Origin of the sequence: Klebsiella sp. WP4-W18-ESBL-05 (assembly GCF_014169075.1) — a bacterium.
In the GTDB taxonomy this organism is placed as follows: domain Bacteria; phylum Pseudomonadota; class Gammaproteobacteria; order Enterobacterales; family Enterobacteriaceae; genus Kluyvera; species Kluyvera ascorbata_B.
On the sequence record NZ_AP022057.1, the window covers coordinates 3,524,970 to 3,544,478 of the forward strand.

The 19,509-nt window shown below is 57.7% G+C and carries 22 protein-coding genes; 7 read left to right on the top strand and 15 right to left on the bottom strand.

Features of this window, described 5'->3' with window-relative positions:
* Positions 1 to 32: 32 nt before the first annotated feature.
* The 11 genes from sseB to trmJ all read right to left on the bottom strand — a co-directional run bounded on the left by sseB (position 33) and on the right by trmJ (position 8,853).
* Positions 33 to 809, bottom strand: coding sequence for an enhanced serine sensitivity protein SseB (gene sseB / locus H7R58_RS16820; protein WP_182930188.1), 777 nt, complete (start codon positions 807 to 809; stop codon positions 33 to 35).
* An 87-nt stretch (positions 810 to 896) separates the two neighbouring features.
* The gene (gene pepB, locus H7R58_RS16825; protein ID WP_182930187.1) at positions 897 to 2,180 is read right to left on the bottom strand and encodes an aminopeptidase PepB; all 1,284 of its coding nucleotides are present in this window, start codon (positions 2,178 to 2,180) and stop codon (positions 897 to 899) included.
* A gap of 66 nt (positions 2,181 to 2,246) precedes the next feature.
* Positions 2,247 to 2,447, bottom strand: coding sequence for a Fe-S cluster assembly protein IscX (gene iscX / locus H7R58_RS16830; protein ID WP_106924087.1), 201 nt, complete (start codon positions 2,445 to 2,447; stop codon positions 2,247 to 2,249).
* Positions 2,448 to 2,458: 11 nt separating this feature from the next.
* Positions 2,459 to 2,794: an ISC system 2Fe-2S type ferredoxin gene (gene fdx / locus H7R58_RS16835; RefSeq protein WP_035891374.1), complete on the bottom strand. Its 336-nt coding sequence runs from the start codon at positions 2,792 to 2,794 to the stop codon at positions 2,459 to 2,461.
* A 1-nt stretch (position 2,795) separates the two neighbouring features.
* The gene (gene hscA / locus H7R58_RS16840) at positions 2,796 to 4,646 is read right to left on the bottom strand and encodes a Fe-S protein assembly chaperone HscA (RefSeq protein WP_106924086.1); all 1,851 of its coding nucleotides are present in this window, start codon (positions 4,644 to 4,646) and stop codon (positions 2,796 to 2,798) included.
* Between the two features lie 15 nt (positions 4,647 to 4,661).
* On the bottom strand, positions 4,662 to 5,177 hold the full coding sequence (gene hscB, locus H7R58_RS16845; RefSeq protein ID WP_106924085.1) for a co-chaperone HscB: 516 nt from the start codon (positions 5,175 to 5,177) through the stop codon (positions 4,662 to 4,664).
* Between the two features lie 78 nt (positions 5,178 to 5,255).
* Entirely contained in the window at positions 5,256 to 5,579 is a 324-nt protein-coding gene (gene iscA, locus H7R58_RS16850; RefSeq protein ID WP_004104506.1) for an iron-sulfur cluster assembly protein IscA, read from the bottom strand.
* A gap of 18 nt (positions 5,580 to 5,597) precedes the next feature.
* Positions 5,598 to 5,984, bottom strand: coding sequence for a Fe-S cluster assembly scaffold IscU (gene iscU / locus H7R58_RS16855; RefSeq protein ID WP_004866383.1), 387 nt, complete (start codon positions 5,982 to 5,984; stop codon positions 5,598 to 5,600).
* 25 nt (positions 5,985 to 6,009) lie between these two features.
* Complete coding sequence (iscS, locus tag H7R58_RS16860) at positions 6,010 to 7,224, bottom strand: cysteine desulfurase (RefSeq protein WP_106924084.1); 1,215 nt, start codon at positions 7,222 to 7,224, stop codon at positions 6,010 to 6,012.
* Positions 7,225 to 7,388: 164 nt separating this feature from the next.
* The gene (iscR, locus tag H7R58_RS16865) at positions 7,389 to 7,880 is read right to left on the bottom strand and encodes a Fe-S cluster assembly transcriptional regulator IscR (RefSeq protein ID WP_182934436.1); all 492 of its coding nucleotides are present in this window, start codon (positions 7,878 to 7,880) and stop codon (positions 7,389 to 7,391) included.
* A gap of 238 nt (positions 7,881 to 8,118) precedes the next feature.
* Positions 8,119 to 8,853: a tRNA (cytosine(32)/uridine(32)-2'-O)-methyltransferase TrmJ gene (gene trmJ, locus H7R58_RS16870; RefSeq protein WP_182930186.1), complete on the bottom strand. Its 735-nt coding sequence runs from the start codon at positions 8,851 to 8,853 to the stop codon at positions 8,119 to 8,121.
* Positions 8,854 to 8,972: 119 nt separating this feature from the next.
* On the opposite strand from trmJ, the gene suhB reads away from it, so the two are divergent.
* The gene (gene suhB / locus H7R58_RS16875) at positions 8,973 to 9,776 is read left to right on the top strand and encodes an inositol-1-monophosphatase (RefSeq protein ID WP_106924082.1); all 804 of its coding nucleotides are present in this window, start codon (positions 8,973 to 8,975) and stop codon (positions 9,774 to 9,776) included.
* 76 nt (positions 9,777 to 9,852) lie between these two features.
* Here suhB and H7R58_RS16880 read toward each other — a convergent pair whose 3' ends face one another.
* The gene (locus H7R58_RS16880; RefSeq protein ID WP_106924081.1) at positions 9,853 to 10,833 is read right to left on the bottom strand and encodes a nickel/cobalt transporter; all 981 of its coding nucleotides are present in this window, start codon (positions 10,831 to 10,833) and stop codon (positions 9,853 to 9,855) included.
* Positions 10,824 to 11,462, bottom strand: a complete 639-nt coding sequence (locus H7R58_RS16885; RefSeq protein WP_106924435.1) for a DUF1007 family protein — start codon at positions 11,460 to 11,462, stop codon at positions 10,824 to 10,826. The genes H7R58_RS16880 and H7R58_RS16885 overlap by 10 nt, the downstream gene beginning before the upstream one ends.
* A gap of 115 nt (positions 11,463 to 11,577) precedes the next feature.
* Here H7R58_RS16885 and csiE point away from each other — a divergent pair, with 115 nt between their 5' ends.
* Entirely contained in the window at positions 11,578 to 12,855 is a 1,278-nt protein-coding gene (gene csiE, locus H7R58_RS16890; RefSeq protein ID WP_106924080.1) for a stationary phase inducible protein CsiE, read from the top strand.
* Here the strand turns inward: csiE and H7R58_RS16895 are convergent.
* Together H7R58_RS16895 and hcaR are read right to left on the bottom strand one after the other, a co-directional pair.
* Positions 12,852 to 13,988: a 3-phenylpropionate MFS transporter gene (locus H7R58_RS16895; RefSeq protein WP_182930185.1), complete on the bottom strand. Its 1,137-nt coding sequence runs from the start codon at positions 13,986 to 13,988 to the stop codon at positions 12,852 to 12,854. The two genes, csiE and H7R58_RS16895, sit on opposite strands and share 4 nt — an antisense overlap.
* A 153-nt stretch (positions 13,989 to 14,141) precedes the next feature.
* Positions 14,142 to 15,032 (bottom strand): DNA-binding transcriptional regulator HcaR, encoded by an 891-nt coding sequence (hcaR, locus tag H7R58_RS16900; protein ID WP_106924078.1) that lies wholly within the window; start codon positions 15,030 to 15,032, stop codon positions 14,142 to 14,144.
* A gap of 134 nt (positions 15,033 to 15,166) precedes the next feature.
* On the opposite strand from hcaR, the gene hcaE reads away from it, so the two are divergent.
* From hcaE to hcaD, 5 genes are read left to right on the top strand one after another with little or no spacing between them, the layout of a single operon-like run.
* Positions 15,167 to 16,528, top strand: a complete 1,362-nt coding sequence (gene hcaE, locus H7R58_RS16905) for a 3-phenylpropionate/cinnamic acid dioxygenase subunit alpha (RefSeq protein ID WP_106924077.1) — start codon at positions 15,167 to 15,169, stop codon at positions 16,526 to 16,528.
* Entirely contained in the window at positions 16,525 to 17,043 is a 519-nt protein-coding gene (hcaF, locus tag H7R58_RS16910; protein WP_106924076.1) for a 3-phenylpropionate/cinnamic acid dioxygenase subunit beta, read from the top strand. Before hcaE ends, hcaF begins: the two co-directional genes overlap by 4 nt.
* Positions 17,043 to 17,363: a 3-phenylpropionate/cinnamic acid dioxygenase ferredoxin subunit gene (gene hcaC, locus H7R58_RS16915; RefSeq protein WP_151217675.1), complete on the top strand. Its 321-nt coding sequence runs from the start codon at positions 17,043 to 17,045 to the stop codon at positions 17,361 to 17,363. Before hcaF ends, hcaC begins: the two co-directional genes overlap by 1 nt.
* Positions 17,360 to 18,172 (top strand): 3-phenylpropionate-dihydrodiol/cinnamic acid-dihydrodiol dehydrogenase, encoded by an 813-nt coding sequence (gene hcaB, locus H7R58_RS16920; protein ID WP_182930184.1) that lies wholly within the window; start codon positions 17,360 to 17,362, stop codon positions 18,170 to 18,172. Before hcaC ends, hcaB begins: the two co-directional genes overlap by 4 nt.
* Positions 18,173 to 18,181: 9 nt before the next feature.
* On the top strand, positions 18,182 to 19,384 hold the full coding sequence (gene hcaD, locus H7R58_RS16925) for a phenylpropionate dioxygenase ferredoxin reductase subunit (RefSeq protein ID WP_182930183.1): 1,203 nt from the start codon (positions 18,182 to 18,184) through the stop codon (positions 19,382 to 19,384).
* Positions 19,385 to 19,509: the final 125 nt, after the last annotated feature.

The window sequence follows — 19,509 nt, forward strand, 5'->3', positions numbered from 1 at the left end:
GGATGCCGCCCCTCGGGGCGGCCTTCCTGTGTTCAGATAATCCGGTTCTGCTTAAAGTCACGCAGGAAGCTGCCCCAGCGTTTTTCGTAGAACGGCGTGATGTGCGCCAGCATAAAGTGGCTGATGCCCTTTTCGCCTTCCACTACCTCACAAATATCAATCGGTTCATCACCAGGTAAGGTATCGGTCGCCACGCTGCCCGCTGCGTGGATAATGGCTTCAATATCCCCTTCTGCTTCAATGCCAATCAGCAGATTCGGCTGCTCGTCCGCATGCTCCTTGATAGAACACAGGAACGCGCGTTTGACCGTTTTCAGGGTTTTAAACAGCGTAGTCAGCGACTCGACCATCTGCGCCGGCGGTTCAGCCACTTCGGAAAGCAACAGCGCGCTGCCGCCTTCCAGCACTTCCTGAGTGCTCAGCGGGTTGCCCTCTTCACCTATCAGGAGACTGATTTCGCGCGGGGTGAACTCTTTACCGGTCGGCAGTTTGGCGTTCAGATACAGCGTCTCGCCGAGAGTCATTTCAAACAGCGAGCGCACCGGCATGACGACAAACGCCTGTTCGGTGGTAACGGCCTGCTTCAGCGCTTCCAGCGAGGTAAAGAACGGAATCACCGACGTGCCGTCGTCTTTTTCCCAGTGCTGTAATTCTAAGGCGCTGTCGTCAACAACCTGCTGGTCGTCAGCCGCGCTGCCGGGAACCCAGACGGTGGATTCCAGTAAGGTACGGAAAAAGGCTGGGCGATGAGCGGGTTCTGTCGCCGCTTGTTCCAGCAGCGTTTCGAGTTCATTTTTGGTTTCAGACATAAGGCTACAAATTCAATGGTTACTGTAGGGCGGGCAAGCGAAGCGCCCCCGCCAGTATTTTGCCGGATGGCGCTACGCTTATCCGGCCTACGCGGTCAACAGATTCGCGATAGTCCGCACGCCCAGCCCGGTTGCACCCGCCGACCACTGCTCAACGGCCGCTTTACGGTAGGTGGCGGAACAGTCGATGTGCAGCCAACCTTCGTGATAGTTCTCTACGAAGTGGGACAGGAAGCCCGCCGCGGTGCTTGCACCCGCCGGGTACGCCGCGCTGCCGGTGTTGTTCAGTTCAGCAAAGTTAGACGGCAGCTGGTTGCGGTGGAACTCCGCCAGCGGCAAACGCCAGAAGGCTTCGTTTTCCGCACTGGCGCTTGCCAGCAGGCGGTTAGCCAGTTTGTCATCAAAGCTGAACAGCGCGTGGTAATCGTTACCCAGCGCGGTTTTGGCCGCCCCGGTCAGGGTTGCCGCGTCGATGATAAGCTCAGGCTTCTGCGCGCTAGCGTCAATCAGGCCATCGGCCAGCACCAGGCGGCCTTCCGCATCGGTGTTCATCACTTCCACGTTTTTACCATTACGGTAGTGGATGATATCGCCAAGTTTGAAGGCGTTGCCGCTAATCAGGTTATCCGCACAGCACAGGTACAGTTTTACGCGCTTGTTCAGGCCACGGGTAATCGCCAGCGCCAGCGCACCGGTGACGGTTGCCGCACCGCCCATATCGGACTTCATGGAGTCCATGAACGCACTCTGTTTAATGCTGTAACCGCCGGAGTCGAAGGTAATGCCTTTACCCACCAGGCAGGCGTAAACCGGTGCTTCTTTATCGCCCGTTGGGTTGTAGTCCAGCGCCAGCAGCACCGGCGGACGCTCGGAACCACGACCCACTGTGTGCAGACCCACATAACCCTGCTCGCGCAGATCTTCACCTTTGGTGATACGGTAAGAGACGTTATCACACGCCACGCCGCACAGCAGATCCACCGCGCGCTGCGCCAGTTGCTCCGGGCTGAGTTCTTCCGCCGGGGCGTTGATGGTGTCACGCACCCAGTCGATATAGGTCAAACGGTTGTCCAGTTCCTGGCGCTGTGCGTCGTCCAGCTCAGGCCATTCTACCTGACGGGTGCCTTTTGGCCCTTTGTAGCCCGCCCAGAATGCCCAGCAGCGCTCGACGTCCCAGCCCTCACCCGCCAGGGCCACATGTTTGATGCCCATGCCGTCAATTTTGCGCGCCGCGCGCTGGATAAGGCCCGCGTCATCGCGGCCGGTCAGGTGCAGGGAAATACCTTCATCATTAATGCTATAGGCCGCTTTGTCGCCCCAGCGCGCATCGGCTGGCTGGGTAGACAGGGTAATTTTCATCGCTTCTGTCATTTTATTTATCCTTATTAGCAAACGGGCCGCCGAATGGCAGCCCGTTAAATATTGTCTTAAGCGCAGCTATTCAGCTTCATCCAACCAGACTAGCAGAATTGCCTCAAGAATTTTTTCATTTGATGCCTGTGGATCGTCATCAAAATCTTCGAGGTCGCAAATCCACTGATGCATGTCGGTGAAACGCACCGTTTTCGGATCGGTATCCGGGTAGGTGTCGTACAGCGCTTCGCCGATCTCGCGGCTGTCGGTCCACTTCAGTCCCATACTATCCCCTATTAGTGCTCGCGCGCGTGGTTAATTGTGTAACGCGGAATTTCGACTACCAGATCTTCATCGGTGACGCGGGCCTGGCAGCTCAGACGGCTGTCGGGCTCCAGACCCCATGCTTTATCCAGCATGTCGTCTTCGTCTTCGGTGCTCTCTGGCAGAGAGTCGAAACCTTCACGCACGATGCAGTGGCAGGTGGTGCAGGCACAGGATTTTTCGCAGGCGTGTTCAATCTCGATACCGCTACGCAGCGCAGCATCCAGAATAGTTTCACCGGTCTCAGCTTCCACAACGATGCCATCCGGACACAGGTCCTGATGTGGCAAAAAAACAATCTTTGGCATATTAAACCTCGTCCACGGATTGGCCTTTCAGCGCGACACGGACAGATTGGTCCATACGGCGAGCGGCGAATTCCTGGGTTTGTTTGTCAACGTTTTTAATGGCTTGTTCTATGGCATCAGTGTCATTGCCCTCGGCAACCGCACTCAGTACGGCGGCAGCCTCGTCAATCTCCTGACGCTCTGCGGCGCTTAACAGCGCGGCATCAGCGGCCAGCGCGCTGTGCAGGCTTTCCAGCACGCGAGCGGCTTCCACTTTTTGCTCTGCCAGCATACGCGCTTTCACGTCCTGCTCGGCATAGCTCATGGAATCCTGAATCATGGTGGCGATTTCGCCATCGGTCAGGCCGTAGGACGGCTTCACCTGAATAGACGACTCAACGCCGGTGGATTTTTCCATGGCGGTGACGCTCAGCAGGCCGTCGGCGTCCACCTGGAAGGTCACGCGAATGTGCGCACCGCCAGCCGGCAGCGCCGGGATACCGCGCAGCGCAAAGCGCGCCAGTGAACGGCAGTCCTGCACCAGTTCGCGCTCGCCCTGCATCACGTGGATGGACATCGCGGTCTGGCCGTCTTTAAAGGTGGTGAACTCCTGCGCTCGCGCCACCGGAATGGTGGTGTTACGCGGGATAACCTTCTCTACCAGGCCACCCATGGTTTCGAGGCCGAGAGAGAGCGGGATCACGTCGAGCAGCAGCATTTCGCTGTCCGGCTTGTTGCCGACCAGAATATCGGCCTGAATCGCCGCACCAATCGCGACGACTTTATCCGGGTCAATCGAGGTAAGCGGCGTACGGCCGAAGAATTCGCCAACGCGCTCGCGCACTAGCGGCACGCGGGTAGAACCACCGACCATCACCACTTCCAGCACCTCTTCGGCTTCCACGCCCGCGTCTTTCAGCGCGCGGCGGCAAGCCATCAGCGTACGCTTCACCAGCGCGGAAATCAGGTCGTTAAACTGTTCGCGGGTCACTTCACCTTTCCAGCCAGCGACCTCAACGGTCACGCGGTCGGCATCGCTCAGGGCGATTTTGGCGGCGATGGCGGCGTCAAGCAGCTCGCGCTGTACGCGGTTGTCGCTGCGATCGGCAATGCCCGCCTGTTCGCGGATATGGTCGGCCAACAGGTGGTCGAAATCATCGCCGCCCAGCGCGGAATCGCCGCCGGTGGCCAGCACTTCAAACACGCCGCGGCTCAGGCGCAGAATAGAAATATCGAAAGTACCGCCGCCCAGATCGTAGACGGCAATCACCCCTTCCTGACCAGAATCGAGGCCGTAGGCAATCGCCGCGGCGGTCGGTTCGTTCAGCAGACGCAGCACGTGCAGGCCCGCCAGACGCGCGGCGTCTTTGGTGCCCTGACGCTGTGCATCGTCGAAGTAAGCTGGAACGGTAATCACCACGCCATCAAGCTCGCCTTCAAGCGTTTCGGTGGCACGAGCCGCCAGCGCTTTGAGGATATCGGCCGAGACGCGGATCGGGTTCAGTACACCGGCCTTGGTCACCAGCATCGGCAGGCCGTTTTCGCTTGCCTGGAACTGGTACGGCAGGTGTGGGTAACGCGCCTGGATATCCGCCAGCGAGCGGCCCATCATGCGTTTTACGGAGCTAATGGTGTTAGCGGGATCTTGCGCGGCGTTGCTGCGCGCATCATAACCGACCACGTGCCCCTGCTCCTGGTAGTGCACAACGGAAGGCAGCAGGTGACGCCCCTGATTGTCGGCCAGCGTTTCTGCCTGACCGCTACGCACGGTAGCCACCAGGGAATTGGTGGTGCCTAAGTCAATGCCCACCGCCAGACGACGCTGGTGCGGTGCGGCGCTCAGACCCGGCTCACTAATTTGTAATAAGGCCATGTTAAGCTTCCAGAATCAAAAATCGAGCAGCTTTTCTTCGAGTAATTCAGCGCTGCTTTGGAGTTTATCGAGAAAACGCAGTTTACGGACGGTATCCGCCGCCGCGTCCCACGTCTGTGAATCAAGTTCCGCCACCATCTGCTGCTGGCGTTGGCTGTACATCGATTTGATGCGCTTGAGAAGCCCTTCCAGACGATCGGTGTCTTTCGCCTGTTCAATCTCGTCGAGCTCTTCGCGCAGCTCCAGCTGTTCCATCAGGAACGCGGTATCGCGTACGGTGTGCTGTTCACTGGCAAGATCGAAACCGTGGAGGGAGAGCAAATATTCGGCGCGCGTCAGCGGGTGACGCAGCGTTTGCCAGGCCTGATTGATGGTCGCAGAACGCTGGACCGCCGCAAGCTGTTCAGCTGCGCTGGCGCTAGCAAAACGGTCGGGGTGATTCTGACGCTGCAGGTCCTGGAAGCGTGCCGCGAGGGCCTGAGTGTCTACGTGATAACCGGCTGACAATCCAAAGAGAGTAAAGTAATCCATGACGATCTCAGGGTTAACTATTTAAAACAAACCCCACGCACAGCGGTGAAACTATGGTGGGGTTGGCAGGACTCAAATCTAGACGTTAAAGCTTTCGCCGCAACCGCACTCGTCTTTCACATTCGGGTTAGTAAATTTAAACCCTTCGTTCAGACCTTCTTTCACGAAGTCGAGCTGCGTGCCATCAAGAAATTGCAGGCTCTTGCCGTCGATGACCACCTTCACGCCTTTGTCTTCGAATACGGTGTCTTCTGCCGCCGGCTCGTCAACAAATTCCAGTACATAGGCCATACCTGAACAACCGGACGTTCTGACGCCCAGGCGCAGACCAAACCCTTTACCGCGGTTTGCCAGGAAGGTATTGACTCGCGCTGCTGCACTGTCGCTTAAGGTAATCGACATAAAAACCTCAACTCTTAATTATTTTGCTTCACGTTTGCTTTTGTAATCCGCAATGGCGGCTTTAATCGCGTCTTCTGCCAGAATAGAACAGTGAATTTTCACTGGTGGCAGTTCAAGCTCGTCTGCGATATCGGTATTTTTAATCGCCTGTGCTTCGTCCAGGGATTTCCCTTTTACCCACTCGGTCACGAGGGAGCTGGAAGCAATGGCAGAACCGCAGCCGTAGGTCTTGAAACGCGCGTCTTCAATGATACCTTCATTGTTGACTTTAATCTGCAACTTCATCACGTCGCCGCAGGCCGGTGCACCGACCATGCCGCTGCCGACGCTGTCGTCGCTGTTATCGAAAGAACCGACGTTACGCGGGTTCTCATAGTGATCGATGACTTTTTCGCTGTATGCCATGGTGAATTCTCCTTATGGGTACCGATTAATGATGTGACCATTCAATGCTGTTCAGATCCACGCCCTGTTTGAACATTTCCCACAGCGGGGAAAGGTCGCGCAGACGGCCGATGGAGTTGCGAACCAGATTGATGGTGTAGTCAATCTCTTCTTCGGTAGTGAAACGACCTAAAGAGAAACGAATGGAGCTGTGCGCCAGCTCATCGGTCATGCCCAGCGCGCGCAGCACGTAGGATGGCTCAAGGCTTGCGGAAGTACAGGCAGAACCGGAGGAAACCGCCAGGTCTTTCAGCGCCATAATCAGCGATTCGCCTTCAACAAAGTTGAAGCTGACGTTGAGAATGTTCGGTGCGCCCTGCTCGAGATCGCCGTTCAGGTAAACTTCTTCCATATCCTTCACGCCGTTCCACAGACGGTTACGCAGACCGCGCAGACGCGCCATCTCGGTTTCCATCTCTTCTTTGGCGATGCGGTACGCTTCGCCCATGCCGACGATCTGGTGAACAGGCAGGGTGCCGGAACGCATACCGCGCTCGTGACCGCCGCCGTGCATCTGCGCTTCGATACGGATACGCGGTTTACGACGCACATACAGCGCGCCGATACCTTTCGGGCCGTAGATTTTATGGCCGGAGAAGGACATCAGGTCCACTTTCAGCTGGCTCAGGTCGATAGGCAGTTTGCCCACGCTCTGGGTCGCATCAACGTGATAGACGATGCCACGCGCACGGCACATTTCGCCGATGGTCGCGATATCCTGCACTACGCCGATTTCGTTGTTAACGTGCATGATGGAAACCAGAATGGTGTCGTCACGCATCGCCGCTTCGAGTTCTTTCAGGTCGATAATGCCGTTGCGCTGTGGGGCGAGGTAGGTGACTTCAAACCCTTCGCGCTCCAGCTGACGACAGGTGTCCAGCACGGCTTTGTGTTCGGTTTTGCTGGTGATGATGTGCTTGCCTTTTTTCTGATAAAAGTTGGCTGCACCTTTAATCGCCAGGTTGTCAGATTCCGTCGCACCAGAGGTAAAGACGATTTCACGCGGGTCGGCGCCCACGAGGTCGGCAATCTGGTTACGGGCGATATCTACCGCCTCTTCAGCCTGCCAGCCGAAACGGTGTGAACGCGAGGCCGGGTTACCAAAGGTCCCGTCCAGGGTCAGAAACTGCATCATTTTCTCGGCAACACGCGGGTCCACCGGCGTGGTTGCGGAGTAGTCGAGATAAATCGGTAATTTCATTGCTCTTTAACTCCGTACATCACTCAATGCAAGGAGTCAGGCAACCGGCTGGATGTACGACCGCGTTGACGGGAGGGTGTCCCGGCCTGACTCTGAAATCTCATTTTTATCTATAACCGGCCCTACGGCGTGCGCCTTTCGCGGCACACGGCAGGACAGGTGGATTATGCGCGTAACTTAACGTCGATAGCGTCCTGGACGCGGGTCGTGCGGGAGGTGTCGTGCGAATGCTGACGACCGGACACGTCCAGAACTTCCTGGTTGTTCACCAGTTCACCCAGGGTGATATTGTTCAGGAAACCGGTCAGACGGTCGCTCAGCTCGCGCCAGAGTGCGTGGGTCAAACATTTATCGCCGCCCTGGCAGCCACCTTTCCCCTGACAGCGGGTGGCGTCAACGGACTCGTCCACTGCGCTAATCACTTCACCCACTGCGATGTGGTTTGCTTCTTTACCCAGCAGATAACCGCCGCCAGGTCCGCGTACGCTGGATACTAAGCCATTTTTACGCAGACGGGAAAACAGCTGCTCCAGGTAGGAGAGCGAAATTCCCTGACGTTCAGAAATATCAGCCAACGGCACCGGGCCCGCTTCGGAGTTGAGTGCAACGTCCAGCATCGCGGTCACGGCGTAACGCCCTTTAGATGTCAGTCTCATGTCTTACTTAACCTCAAACTCGCCCCTGCCCGGGGTTTTAATAATTGTGTGGGTATTGCATAGCAGGGCCAAGTCTGACATTCCCGACTAAATCAGTCAACTATTTACTTGAGTAATTTAGTCAGGTATTTGGCGTTCCGTGCGGTATTGATTTGCCGGATGGCGCTTCGCTTATCCGGCCTACAGGCTGCACGATTTGTAGGCCGGATAAGCGAAGCGCCATCCGGCATTAACGCGGTTACTTGCCTTTATTCTGCTGTTCAATCGACGCCAGAATCCCACGCAGGATGTTCAGCTCCTGGCTTTCCGGACGGGCGCGGGTAAACAGACGACGCAGCTTATTCATCACCTGCCCCGGGTGGTTCTCACGGATAAAGCCGGTCGACAGCAGCGTCTGCTCGAGGTGGCCGTAGAACCGCTCAAGATCGTCTACCAGCGGGTACGGCGTCTCTTCGTGTTCCACTTTCGCTTCGCCGCTTTCCTGTGCCGCCAGCCAGGCCATGCGCACTTCGTAGGCAATAACCTGCACCGCCATCGCCAGGTTCAGCGAGCTGTACTCAGGGTTCGCGGCAATGGCTACGTGATAGTGGCATTTCTGCAGCTCGTCGTTAGTCAAGCCCACACGTTCGCGGCCAAACACCAGCGCTACCGGCGCATGCTCGGCTTCAAACACGCTTTTCAGGCCGCATTCGCGCGGATCGAGCATCGGCCACGGCAGCGTGCGGGAGCGCGCGCTGGTCCCAACGACCAGGCTACAGCCGGCCAGCGCTTCATCGAGGGTATCGACGATTTGCGCATTGCCGATCACATCACTCGCACCGGCCGCCAGGGCGATGGCCTGAGAGTCCGGTTTTACCAGCGGGTTGACCAGCCACAGGTTCGTTAAACCCATGGTTTTCATAGCACGGGCAACGGAGCCCATATTGCCGGTGTGGGAGGTTTCGACCAGCACGATTCGGATATTTTGCAGCATTGTCATTCTTCGTCTAAAGATTATTCGTCCATATTACCATAAAGCTGAGACAGAATCCGAATTCGCTGCTATGATATGCGCCGTTTTCCCGTTCTTTAACATCCAGTGAGAGTAACCTGATGCATCCGATGCTGAACATCGCCGTGCGCGCAGCGCGCAAGGCGGGTAACCTGATTGCCAAAAACTACGAAACGCCAGAAGCTGTTGAAGCGAGCCAGAAAGGCAGCAATGATTTCGTGACCAACGTAGATAAAGCAGCCGAAGCTGTCATTATCGACACCATTCGCAAATCTTACCCGCAACACACCATTATCACCGAAGAAAGCGGTGAACATGTTGGCGAAGATCTGGATGTTCAATGGGTTATCGATCCGCTGGATGGCACCACCAACTTCATCAAACGTCTGCCACACTTCTCTGTTTCTATCGCCGTACGCATTAAAGGCCGTACCGAAGTCGCCGTGGTTTACGATCCAATGCGCAACGAACTGTTCACCGCCACCCGCGGCCAGGGCGCACAGCTCAACGGTTACCGTCTGCGCGGCAGCAATGCTCGCGACCTGGATGGCACCATCATCGCCACCGGTTTCCCGTTCAAAGCCAAGCAGCACGCGACCGCTTACATGAACATCCTCGGCAAAATGTTTACCGAATGCGCGGACTTCCGTCGTTCCGGTTCCGCTGCGCTGGATCTGGCCTACCTGGCCGCCGCGCGCGTTGACGGCTACTTCGAAATCGGCCTGAAACCGTGGGACTTCGCCGCAGGCGAGCTGATCGCACGTGAAGCAGGCGCGCTGGTCTGCGACTTCGTTGGCGGCCACAACTACATGATGACCGGCAACATCGTTGCGGGTAACCCGCGCGTCGTGAAAGCGATGCTGGCGAACATGCGCGATGAGCTGAGCGAAGCGCTGAAGCGCTAAGTCAGCCATGCCCGGTGGCGCTTCGCTTACCGGGCATCAGAGATAGGCCGGATAAGGCGTCGCCGCCATCCGGCTTTTAAAATGGCCTCAGCCCTCTGCCTACCGGCACCGCACTCATCCACATCACCACCGCCGCCGTCAGTAAAACCACGCCCCCCGCTAATGCCAGCGTCGTCCAGCCAATCTGCCGCCACAGCGCCGGCGTTTTATGGCCACTGAGCTTCACCGCCAGCGTGCGAAAACCGTGTACCAATAGCGCCAGCGACGAGATAGTCAACGATGTTCCGGCCGCCATGGCCAGCGCCGAAGCCACACCCCAGGCAAAGACGCCAATCACCTTACTGAACAGCAGAACCATAATGGCGCCAGAGCACGGACGCATCCCCATCGACAAAATAATCATCAGCCGGGCACGCCAGTCATCCCCCTGCTCAAGCTGCTGAGGGTCGGGCAGATGCTGATGCCCGCAGCCACAGTTCTCGTGGTGGACATGATGCGACGTGAAGGCGGTAAATTTAGGTTTACGCAGCAGCACGCGCAGCTTCTTCAGCGCCCGCCAGCACAGCAGCAGCCCCAGAACGCCCACCAGCGCATAGCTCCCCTTCTCCAGCCAGAAACTGCTGAGATGCAGCTGCCGCGCCGGAAGCCGTAATACGGTGAGCACAATAACCACCAACGCTATCGCCACGACCCCTTGTAATAATGAGGAGGCGAGCGTCAGGCCAATGCTTGATTTGAGTTTTGACGGGTGTGTCGCCAGCCAGGTGGTGATCACCACTTTGCCATGCCCTGGCCCCAGCGCATGCAGCACGCCATAGATAAAGCTGAACAGCAGCAATGTGCCACCGGCCTGAGTCGGATTTGCCGCGACCGCTTTCAGCAGGCTGCTCATCTGCTGGTTCACTTCGCGCTGCCAGACCACGCTTTTCAACATCACCTGCGGCCAGGCCTGCCACAGCCACAGCAGCCCGACGGCGGCGGCAAGTAAAAACAGCGCCAGCGGCCAGAGCTGAGCCCAATGACGCGCCGGGCGTCGGTTAACGGAAATCACTGACATTGTACGGTGACCTTCTGCGCAAACTGTTTACCCAGCTCCATATCTTCTTCCGGCGCATCTTCTTTATCCAGCGACTGGGCGTAGGAGAGCATTTCTTCATTAGGCTGCGGCGTGTGGACCGTCACCCGACAGGCGCCTTTGACATCGGCGGCAAACGCAACATCGCTGTCTTTTTCGTAATGCATATCAACATAGTACGTTGGATCGAACGTCGAAAACGTATAGGTCTGCCCGGCCAGCGGCTGCGGCGTAGCCAGCGGCAGCGTAAACGTCAGCACCGCCTGATGCTCCTGACGCGCCAGACCATAGTCGGTGGGTAGATTCTCAAACTTAACCTTTTTACCGTTATGCCAGAATTCGGTGAAATAGTGCTGCCCGAGGACGTTCGCCATGACCTCCGCCGCCAGCTTTTTCCACACCTCATCGCCCGGTTTTGCGTTACCTGCGTCATACAGCAGGTCAGCCGAGGTCAGTTCATCCATCACCCAACGCATTTTCATGCCTGTCAGTTGCCCGTCGCTGACCAGCAGCTGATTAGTGATGGAAATAAAGCTATGCGGGTGCGCCCGGGCGCTTAATGATAAAAGCGCAAGAAACACCATAACCACGCATTGTTTCACTCTCTTCATCCGTTCCTCAGTGAAAAATTCTGTGAGCGCCGCCAGCATTCCTTAGCGAAAGCGCCATGGTCGCCGCGATCTATTGTCTATTCTTATCCTAATTAATTTCACTGGATGCCCGCAGATGATGACCGTACTTGAACCGCCATCTGTGCTTTCCAGTCCCCAGCGCCGCTGCCAGGCGCTGCTGATGCTGTATCTCCCCGGGCAAACCATGACTGCGGAATACATTGGCGCAATCAATAATGTCGATGTTTTAACCGCCCGGCAAGATATCGTCGACACCGGCGAGGAGATCGCGCGTTATCATCGTCTGGCAATCGCCACTCAGGCGGACGGCAGCTATCGGATTGAAGGCACAGCCCTTAACCTTCGCCTGTGCCTGCTGCACTGGCTGCGGCGCGCGCTGCGTTTATGTCCACGCTTCGTCGCTGAACATTTTACACCGGCGATCAAAACGCAGCTGAAACAGCTGAAGATTGCCCGCACGCTGTATGATGAAACCAACCTCCAGGCACTGGTTAACCGCTGCGCGCGTGGCCTGCAACGCGAGTTTGAACATCGTGACGGTCAGTTTTTACGTCTGTACTTACAATACTGTCTGCTGCAACACCATCAGGGTATCAGCCCGGTTTTCAATCCGCAGCAAAGCGCCTGGACCCAGCCAACCGACGAGTTTCACATGGCGGCGGACATCGTTCACCACTGGCAGCGGCGGGTGATGCAAATACCCCATCCTTACGAACAGCATTTTCTGGCGCTGCTGTTTATGCTGCTGAAGATCCCCAATCCTCATGAGGAAGGGCGCGATCGGGCACGGCAGCTTCACCTTGCGATCGTCCACATGGTGGATCGTTTCCAGCAGGTGGCCGGATGCCGGTTCACCGATGAACGCGGATTACATAACCAACTTTACGTGCATCTGTCGCAGGCGCTTAACCGCTGCGTGTTTGAGATCGGGATCGATCATCACCTCCCTGAAGAGATCCACCGTCTGTATCCGCGGCTTATTCGCACCACCCGCACGGCGCTGGCCGACTTTGAGGCGAGTTATACCCTGCGCTTCAGCGATGACGAAGCCGCGCTCGTGGCGATCATTTTTGGTGCGGGGCTGATGCAGGAAAGCGAGCTGCATGAAAAACAGGTCGTACTGCTCACCGGAGATAATCCGACGCTGGAACAAGAAATTGAGCAGCAGCTACGGGAGCTGACCCTGCTGCCGCTCAACGTGAAATATCTGGCGGCACATACCTTCCAGAAAGAAGGTGCGCCAAAAGACAGCACGCTGGTGATTTCACCCTATGCCATCGTACTGCCGCTGTTTTCACCGCCGCTGATTCACGCCGAACAGTCGCTCAGCGAGCACCAGCAGCAGCGTATCTGCCAGATACTGGAGACCTAGCGGGCCACCGCTTTCGGCCGCAGGACCATCGCAGGCAGCGCGACCAGCGCCATGACCCAGAACAGCCCCTGATGCAGATGCTGGTAAAGGTAGCCCGAAAACATGGTCATCACCGCAATGCTGCCGCCCATCGCCACCGCAGAATACACCGCCTGTAGACGGATCACTTCGCTGCCCTGGCGTGCGGCAATATAGCGCATCGCCGCCAGGTGACAAACGGTGAAGGTACCGCAGTGCAAAATCTGAATCAGGATCAGCCACGGCAGGCTGGTCGTCCAGCCCATCAGCCCCCAACGAATCACGCCGCAAATGGCGGAAAGCAGCAGCAGATCCCGCGCGCTAAAGCGGCGAAACACCTTTTTACTGAGCGCAAAGGTAACGACTTCCGCCACCACCCCCAGCGACCACAGATAGCCCACGGCCGATGCCGAATAGCCCGCCCCTTGCCAGAAAATAGCGCTGAAGCCGTAATACGCCGCGTGCGCCCCTTGCAGCAGGCTGACGCAGGAGAGGAATCGCCAGTTTTGCGTGACCAGCGAGCGCCAGGCAGGCCAGCCCACAGATTCCTGATGGCGCGACTCGCCAAGCGGCATCACCGACGGCGTCAGCAGCATGCCTAACAGCATAGAGGCCACGCCCAGGCTGAGCATCAACAGAATGACATGATAATCATACAGACTGACCAGCTTTCCGGTCAGCGCCGAGCCAATCACAAAGGCTATCGATCCCCACAGGCGCACCCGCCCGTAGTCCATGGTTATCTGTTTTTGCCAGGTATTGGCCAGCGCGTCGGTGAGCGGCACCAGCGGCGAGAAAAAGAGGTTAAAGCCAATCATCACCACCATCAGCCACGCTACGTGGCTGCCCGCCCAGAAGGCCAGCGCAAACACCAGCGTCATCAGCGCCAGAATTCGCAGCACGCTAATCAACCGCGAGGGTGAGCTGACGCGCGGCGCAATCAGCAGGCTACCGAGAAAACGGGCCACCAGGCCGGCGCCGAGCAGAAGACCGATGGTTTCGGGAGAAAGTCCTGCGCCTTTGAGCCACACGCTCCAGAAAGGCAGAAAAATACCGTAGCTAAAAAAGTAGGTGAAGTAACTGAGCGCCAGCCAGCGCGTGGAGTGCAATGCCATGGGTCCTCCCGGATTGGAGGACATAGTCTAATGACTCATCCCACATTCAGGAGAGAACTAACGTTCACGGTTAGCAGAAAATTGTGATGCACATCACCTTATAGAACTCAAACCTATCGGACATAATGCCTCAGGCCCGCGCCGACACACACGCTAGCCTTCCGTTGGTAATAGCGGCCGCTGAGCCAGTTCAATAAAATCACGCAGGGCGGGCTTCAGCTCGCCTTTTTTCCACGCCATCAGCAGCGCCAGCGTCGGCGCATCGCCTTTAATCGGCCGAAAAACCACCTGCCCGGTATTAAAATTATTCATATAACCGGGTATCAAAGTCGCGCCCAGCCCCATACCAACGAGATTCATCGTCACCAGAATATTGGTCGCGACCTGCACGATATTTGGCTGGCTATGCTCTTTCTCAAACCATGTTTTCACCACCGACGACAGTTCACCGGAATAGTCGGGATCGGTGGTAACAAAATTGATACCGTGCAACTGCTGGGCAGAAATGCTGTGCTCATTAGCCAGCGGATGACCAACCGGCAGCACTACCACCAGCGGTTCATGAAACAGCTCGATCGATTCAATATCCTGGCCGTGAATGGGGTAGCGCATCAGTCCGACATCCAGTTCGCCGCTGCGCAGCTTCTCTTCCTGTTGGGTCGTGATAAGGCTCGCCAGCTCAATATGGGTATCCGGCCGGCGCAGACGCAGCACCGGCAGCACCTTTGGCAGCAGGTTCACTTCGGCGGAGGGGACAAAACCAATCGCCAGATGGTCATTGCTTTGCGCCGCCTTCCGGGCGCGCAGCTTGGCCTGTTCCGCGTTATCCAGAATAGCCTGTGCATCCTGCAAAAAGCACTCGCCGGCGACCGTTAACGTCACTTTACGCTTATCGCGCTCCAGCAACGACACGCCCACGCACTGCTCCAGATCGCGTATCTGGCTACTCAGAGAAGGCTGTGAGGTATGCAGTTTTTCGGCGGCGCGCGTGAAGTTTAACGCCTGCGCCACCGCGACGAAGTAGCGTAGGTGCCTCAGTTCCATCTCTCCTCCTTGTCATCGAAAAAACGTCTCAGCTGGTAGAAATTATCTATTTCACATATCGATAACCCACAAGCAACATAAGGATGACACAAAAATGGAAAGGTCAATACCTCTTACCCCGCAGGATTAAAAATATGACCATAAAAAACCCTACTGACGTCTACCAACTGGTCGACACCCAAAACGGTCGTGTCACGCCACGCATTTACACCGATCCCGACATCTACCAGCTTGAGCTGGAACGTATCTTTGGCCGCTGCTGGCTGTTTCTCGCCCACGAAAGCCAAATTCCCAAACCCGGTGATTTTTTTAACACCTACATGGGCGAGGATGCGGTGGTGGTGGTTCGCCAGAAAGACGGCAGCATCAAAGCGTTTCTCAACCAGTGCCGCCACCGCGCGATGCGCGTCAGCTACGCCGACTGCGGCAATACCCGCGCCTTCACCTGCCCGTATCACGGCTGGTCGTACGGCATTAACGGCGAGCTGATCGACGTCCCGCTGGAGCCACGCGCTTATCCGCAAGGTTTATGCAAATCCCACTGGGGGCTAAACGAAGTGCCATGCGTCGAGAGCTATAAAGGGCTGATTTTCGGCAACTGGGACACCACCGCACCCACGCTTGGCGATTATCTCGGCGACATCGCCTGGTATCTCGATGGCGTGCTCGACCGCCGTGAAGGCGGCACCGAAATCGTCGGTGGCGTCCAGAAGTGGACCATCGACTGCAACTGGAAATTCCCCGCCGAACAGTTTGCCAGCGACCAGTATCACGCGCTGTTCAGCCATGCTTCTGCGGTGCAGGTGCTGGGGGCGAAAGACGACGGCAGCGATAAGCGCCTCGGCGACGGTCAGACCGCCCGCCCGGTGTGGGAAACCGCCAAAGATGCGCTACAGTTCGGCCAGGACGGCCACGGCAGCGGTTTCTTCTTTACTGAAAACCCCGATGCCAACGTGTGGGTCGACGGCGAAGTCTCCAGCTACTACCGCGACACCTACGAAGAGGCCGAACAGCGTCTGGGCAAAGTTCGCGCCCTGCGTCTTGCCGGTCACAACAACATTTTCCCCACCCTCTCCTGGCTGAACGGCACCGCCACGCTGCGCGTCTGGCACCCTCGCGGGCCGGATCGGGTTGAAGTGTGGGCGTTCTGTATTACCGATAAAGCCGCCTCCGACGAGGTGAAAGCCGCATTTGAAAACAGCGCTACCCGCGCCTTTGGTCCGGCCGGATTCCTTGAACAGGACGATTCGGAAAACTGGTGCGAGATTCAAAAACTGCTGAAGGGCCACCGGGCGCGCAACACTAACCTGTGCCTCGAAATGGGCTTAGGCCAGGAAAAGCGCCGCGAAGACGGCATTCCGGGCATCACCAACTACATCTTTTCGGAAACCGCCGCGCGCGGCATGTATCAGCGCTGGGCCGATCTGCTCAGCAGCGAAAGCTGGCAGGACGTGCACGACAAAACCGCCGCCTACCAGCAGGAGGTGATGAAATGAGCGCTTTAGTTTCTCTTGAGCTGCATCATCGCATCAGCCAGTTTCTGTATGAAGAAGCGCGTTTGCTGGACGACTGGCAGTTTCGCGACTGGCTGGCGCAGCTGGATGATGACATTCGCTATACCATGCGTACCACGGTGAACGCCCAGACGCGCGACCGTCGCAAAGGCGTACAGCCGCCGACCACCTGGATTTTCAACGACAACAAAGACCAGCTTGAGCGCCGCATCGCGCGGCTGGAAACCGGCATGGCCTGGGCGGAAGAACCGCCGTCGCGTACCCGTCATCTGGTTAGCAACTTACAAATCAGCGAAACCGACGTGCCCGGCGTGTTCGCCGTGCGCCTCAACTATCTGCTGTATCGCGCGCAAAAAGAGCGGGACGAGACGTTTTACGTCGGCACGCGCGTGGACAAAGTCCGTCGTTTGCCCGGCGATGAGTGGCGCTTACTGGCACGCGAGATCGTGCTGGATCAAGCGGTGATCACCTCCCATAACCTGAGTGTACTGTTCTGATGAGCCGTGTATTTGCCTGCTCCGCCACGGAGCTGCCGGATGGTGAAGCCCTCCGGCTGGAAACCTCGCCCGTCATCGCCCTGTTCAACGTTGGCGGCGAGTTTTATGCCATTAACGATCGCTGTAGCCACGGTAACGCCTCGATGTCCGAAGGTTATCTGGAAGACGATGCCACGGTGGAATGCCCGCTGCACGCGGCCAGCTTCTGCCTGAAAACCGGTAAAGCGCTGTGCTTACCTGCCACCGATCCGCTGACCACCTACGCGGTTTACGTGGAAGGTAGCGATGTATTTGTTGATATTCCAGAGGACGCCCGATGAGCGATTTACACGACAACGTGGTTTTCATTACCGGCGGCGGCTCCGGCCTCGGTCTGGCGCTGGTCGAGCGCTTTATTGAAGAAGGCGCGAAGGTCGCCACGCTCGAACTGTCACCAGCCAAAGTCGCCAGCCTGCGCCAGCGTTTTGGCGAACATGTACTGGCGGTGGAAGGCAACGTCACCTGCTACGCCGACTATCAGCGCGCGGTCGATCAAATCCTCACCGCGTTTGGCAAACTGGACTGTTTTATTGGCAATGCGGGCATCTGGGATCATAACGCAACGCTGGTGAACACCTCTGCTGAGGCGCTGGAGAGCGGCTTTCACGAACTGTTTAACGTTAACGTGCTGGGCTATCTGCTGGGTGCGAAAGCCTGCGCCCCGGCGCTTATCGCCAGCGAAGGCAGCATCATCTTTACCCTGTCCAACGCCGCGTGGTATCCGGGCGGCGGCGGGCCGCTGTATACCGCCTCGAAACATGCCGCCACCGGGCTGATTCGCCAGTTAGCCTACGAGCTGGCGCCGAAGGTGCGGGTGAACGGTGTCGGTCCGTGCGGTATGGCGACCGATCTGCGCGGCCCACAGGCGCTGGGGCAAAGCGATACCTCGATTATGCAATCGCTGACGCCGGAGAAAATCGCCGCCATTCTGCCGCTCCAGTTCTTCCCCGACCCAGCCGACTTTACCGGGCCATACGTGATGCTGGCATCGCGTCGTAACAACCGCACCTTAAGCGGCGTGATGATCAACGCCGACGCCGGGCTGGGGATCCGTGGGATCCGCCACGTCGCCGCTGGTCTGGATCTGTAAGGAGTCGTTATGAGTGAACACATTATTGCCATCATTGGCGGCGGTCAGGCGGGGGCTATGGCCGCTGCCGCGCTGCGCCAGCAAGGGTTTAACGGGCCGTTACACCTCTTTTCTGACGAGGCGCATCTGCCCTACGAGCGCCCGCCGCTGTCGAAAGCCATGCTGCTGGACGAAAATCCGCAGCTTCAGCCGGTGCTGCCCGCCAGTTGGTGGCAGGAACATAACGTGCAGCTGCATCTGGGCGTGACGCTTCGCGAGATTGATCGCGCCTCGCGTACGCTAACGCTCACCGATGGGCAAACCTACCGCTGGTCGCAGCTGCTGCTGGCTACCGGTGCAGCGGCCAGGCCTTTGCCGCTGCTGGATAAGCTGGGCGAGCGTTGCTTTACGCTGCGCCACGCTGGCGATGCCGAACGCCTGCGCGACGTACTACAGCCGGGTAAGGCAATCGCGATCGTCGGTGCGGGCACGATTGGCCTGGAGCTGGCGGCGAGCGCCACCCAGCGCGGCTGCCAGGTGGCTGTGGTCGAGATGGCGTCGTCGGTAATGGGCCGCAACGCCCCTGCTCCGGTGCGCGATTACCTGCTTGCCCGCCACCAGCAGGCGGGCGTGCGGGTGTTACTCAACAGCAGCATTGAACACGCCGAAGCGGGAGAGTTTCTCTCGCTGACGCTGCAAAACGGCGAGACGCTGCTGGCCGATGCGGTGATTTACGGTATCGGTATCGTGGCGAATGATGCGCTGGCCCGCGATGCCGGTCTGGAGGCAGCTAACGGCATTATCGTTGATACCGCCTGCTCCACCGCCGATCCGGCGATTTTCGCCGCCGGTGACGTGGCGCTAACGCGCCAGCCCGACGGTTCGCTGCGCCGCATCGAGAGCTGGGAAAATGCAAACCTTCAGGCGCAGACGGCAGCGGCAGCGATGCTCAACCTGCCTCCGCCCGCCGCCGGGCCGAGCTGGTTCTGGACCGATCAGTACAGCGATAACCTGCAGTTTATCGGCGACATGCACGGCGACAGCTGGCTGTGTCGTGGCGATCCGAATGCGCATCAAGCCATCTGGTTCCAGCTGCGCGAAGGCGTACTGGTCGGTGCCGTCGCGCTGAATAACGGGCGCGACGTACGCGTACTGCGCAAGCTTATCCAATCGGGACGATCGGTCAGTGAAACCGCGCTGTGTGATGAAAGCGTTGCATTGAAGTCGCTTTAACACGTTCAGACCTCCTTTCCCTACGGAAAGGAGGTCTATCGACGTTGTTGACTCAACCAACAGCCAAATGACTGATTTCTCGTTCCTGTGTGGCAAGTCACAAAATTATGTATTACGTTTAAAAC

Excerpts from the sequence above, each read along its gene's own strand:
- sseB (WP_182930188.1), bottom strand. The coding sequence starts at position 809 with ATGTCTGAAACCAAAAATGAACTCGAAACGCTGCTGGAACAAGCGGCG.
- pepB (WP_182930187.1), bottom strand. The coding sequence starts at position 2,180 with ATGACAGAAGCGATGAAAATTACCCTGTCTACCCAGCCAGCCGATGCG.
- iscX (WP_106924087.1), bottom strand. The coding sequence starts at position 2,447 with ATGGGACTGAAGTGGACCGACAGCCGCGAGATCGGCGAAGCGCTGTAC.
- fdx (WP_035891374.1), bottom strand. The coding sequence starts at position 2,794 with ATGCCAAAGATTGTTTTTTTGCCACATCAGGACCTGTGTCCGGATGGC.
- hscA (WP_106924086.1), bottom strand. The coding sequence starts at position 4,646 with ATGGCCTTATTACAAATTAGTGAGCCGGGTCTGAGCGCCGCACCGCAC.
- hscB (WP_106924085.1), bottom strand. The coding sequence starts at position 5,177 with ATGGATTACTTTACTCTCTTTGGATTGTCAGCCGGTTATCACGTAGAC.
- iscA (WP_004104506.1), bottom strand. The coding sequence starts at position 5,579 with ATGTCGATTACCTTAAGCGACAGTGCAGCAGCGCGAGTCAATACCTTC.
- iscU (WP_004866383.1), bottom strand. The coding sequence starts at position 5,984 with ATGGCATACAGCGAAAAAGTCATCGATCACTATGAGAACCCGCGTAAC.
- iscS (WP_106924084.1), bottom strand. The coding sequence starts at position 7,224 with ATGAAATTACCGATTTATCTCGACTACTCCGCAACCACGCCGGTGGAC.
- iscR (WP_182934436.1), bottom strand. The coding sequence starts at position 7,880 with ATGAGACTGACATCTAAAGGGCGTTACGCCGTGACCGCGATGCTGGAC.
- trmJ (WP_182930186.1), bottom strand. The coding sequence starts at position 8,853 with ATGCTGCAAAATATCCGAATCGTGCTGGTCGAAACCTCCCACACCGGC.
- suhB (WP_106924082.1), top strand. The coding sequence starts at position 8,973 with ATGCATCCGATGCTGAACATCGCCGTGCGCGCAGCGCGCAAGGCGGGT.
- H7R58_RS16880 (WP_106924081.1), bottom strand. The coding sequence starts at position 10,833 with ATGTCAGTGATTTCCGTTAACCGACGCCCGGCGCGTCATTGGGCTCAG.
- H7R58_RS16885 (WP_106924435.1), bottom strand. The coding sequence starts at position 11,462 with ATGAAGAGAGTGAAACAATGCGTGGTTATGGTGTTTCTTGCGCTTTTA.
- csiE (WP_106924080.1), top strand. The coding sequence starts at position 11,578 with ATGATGACCGTACTTGAACCGCCATCTGTGCTTTCCAGTCCCCAGCGC.
- H7R58_RS16895 (WP_182930185.1), bottom strand. The coding sequence starts at position 13,988 with ATGGCATTGCACTCCACGCGCTGGCTGGCGCTCAGTTACTTCACCTAC.
- hcaR (WP_106924078.1), bottom strand. The coding sequence starts at position 15,032 with ATGGAACTGAGGCACCTACGCTACTTCGTCGCGGTGGCGCAGGCGTTA.
- hcaE (WP_106924077.1), top strand. The coding sequence starts at position 15,167 with ATGACCATAAAAAACCCTACTGACGTCTACCAACTGGTCGACACCCAA.
- hcaF (WP_106924076.1), top strand. The coding sequence starts at position 16,525 with ATGAGCGCTTTAGTTTCTCTTGAGCTGCATCATCGCATCAGCCAGTTT.
- hcaC (WP_151217675.1), top strand. The coding sequence starts at position 17,043 with ATGAGCCGTGTATTTGCCTGCTCCGCCACGGAGCTGCCGGATGGTGAA.
- hcaB (WP_182930184.1), top strand. The coding sequence starts at position 17,360 with ATGAGCGATTTACACGACAACGTGGTTTTCATTACCGGCGGCGGCTCC.
- hcaD (WP_182930183.1), top strand. The coding sequence starts at position 18,182 with ATGAGTGAACACATTATTGCCATCATTGGCGGCGGTCAGGCGGGGGCT.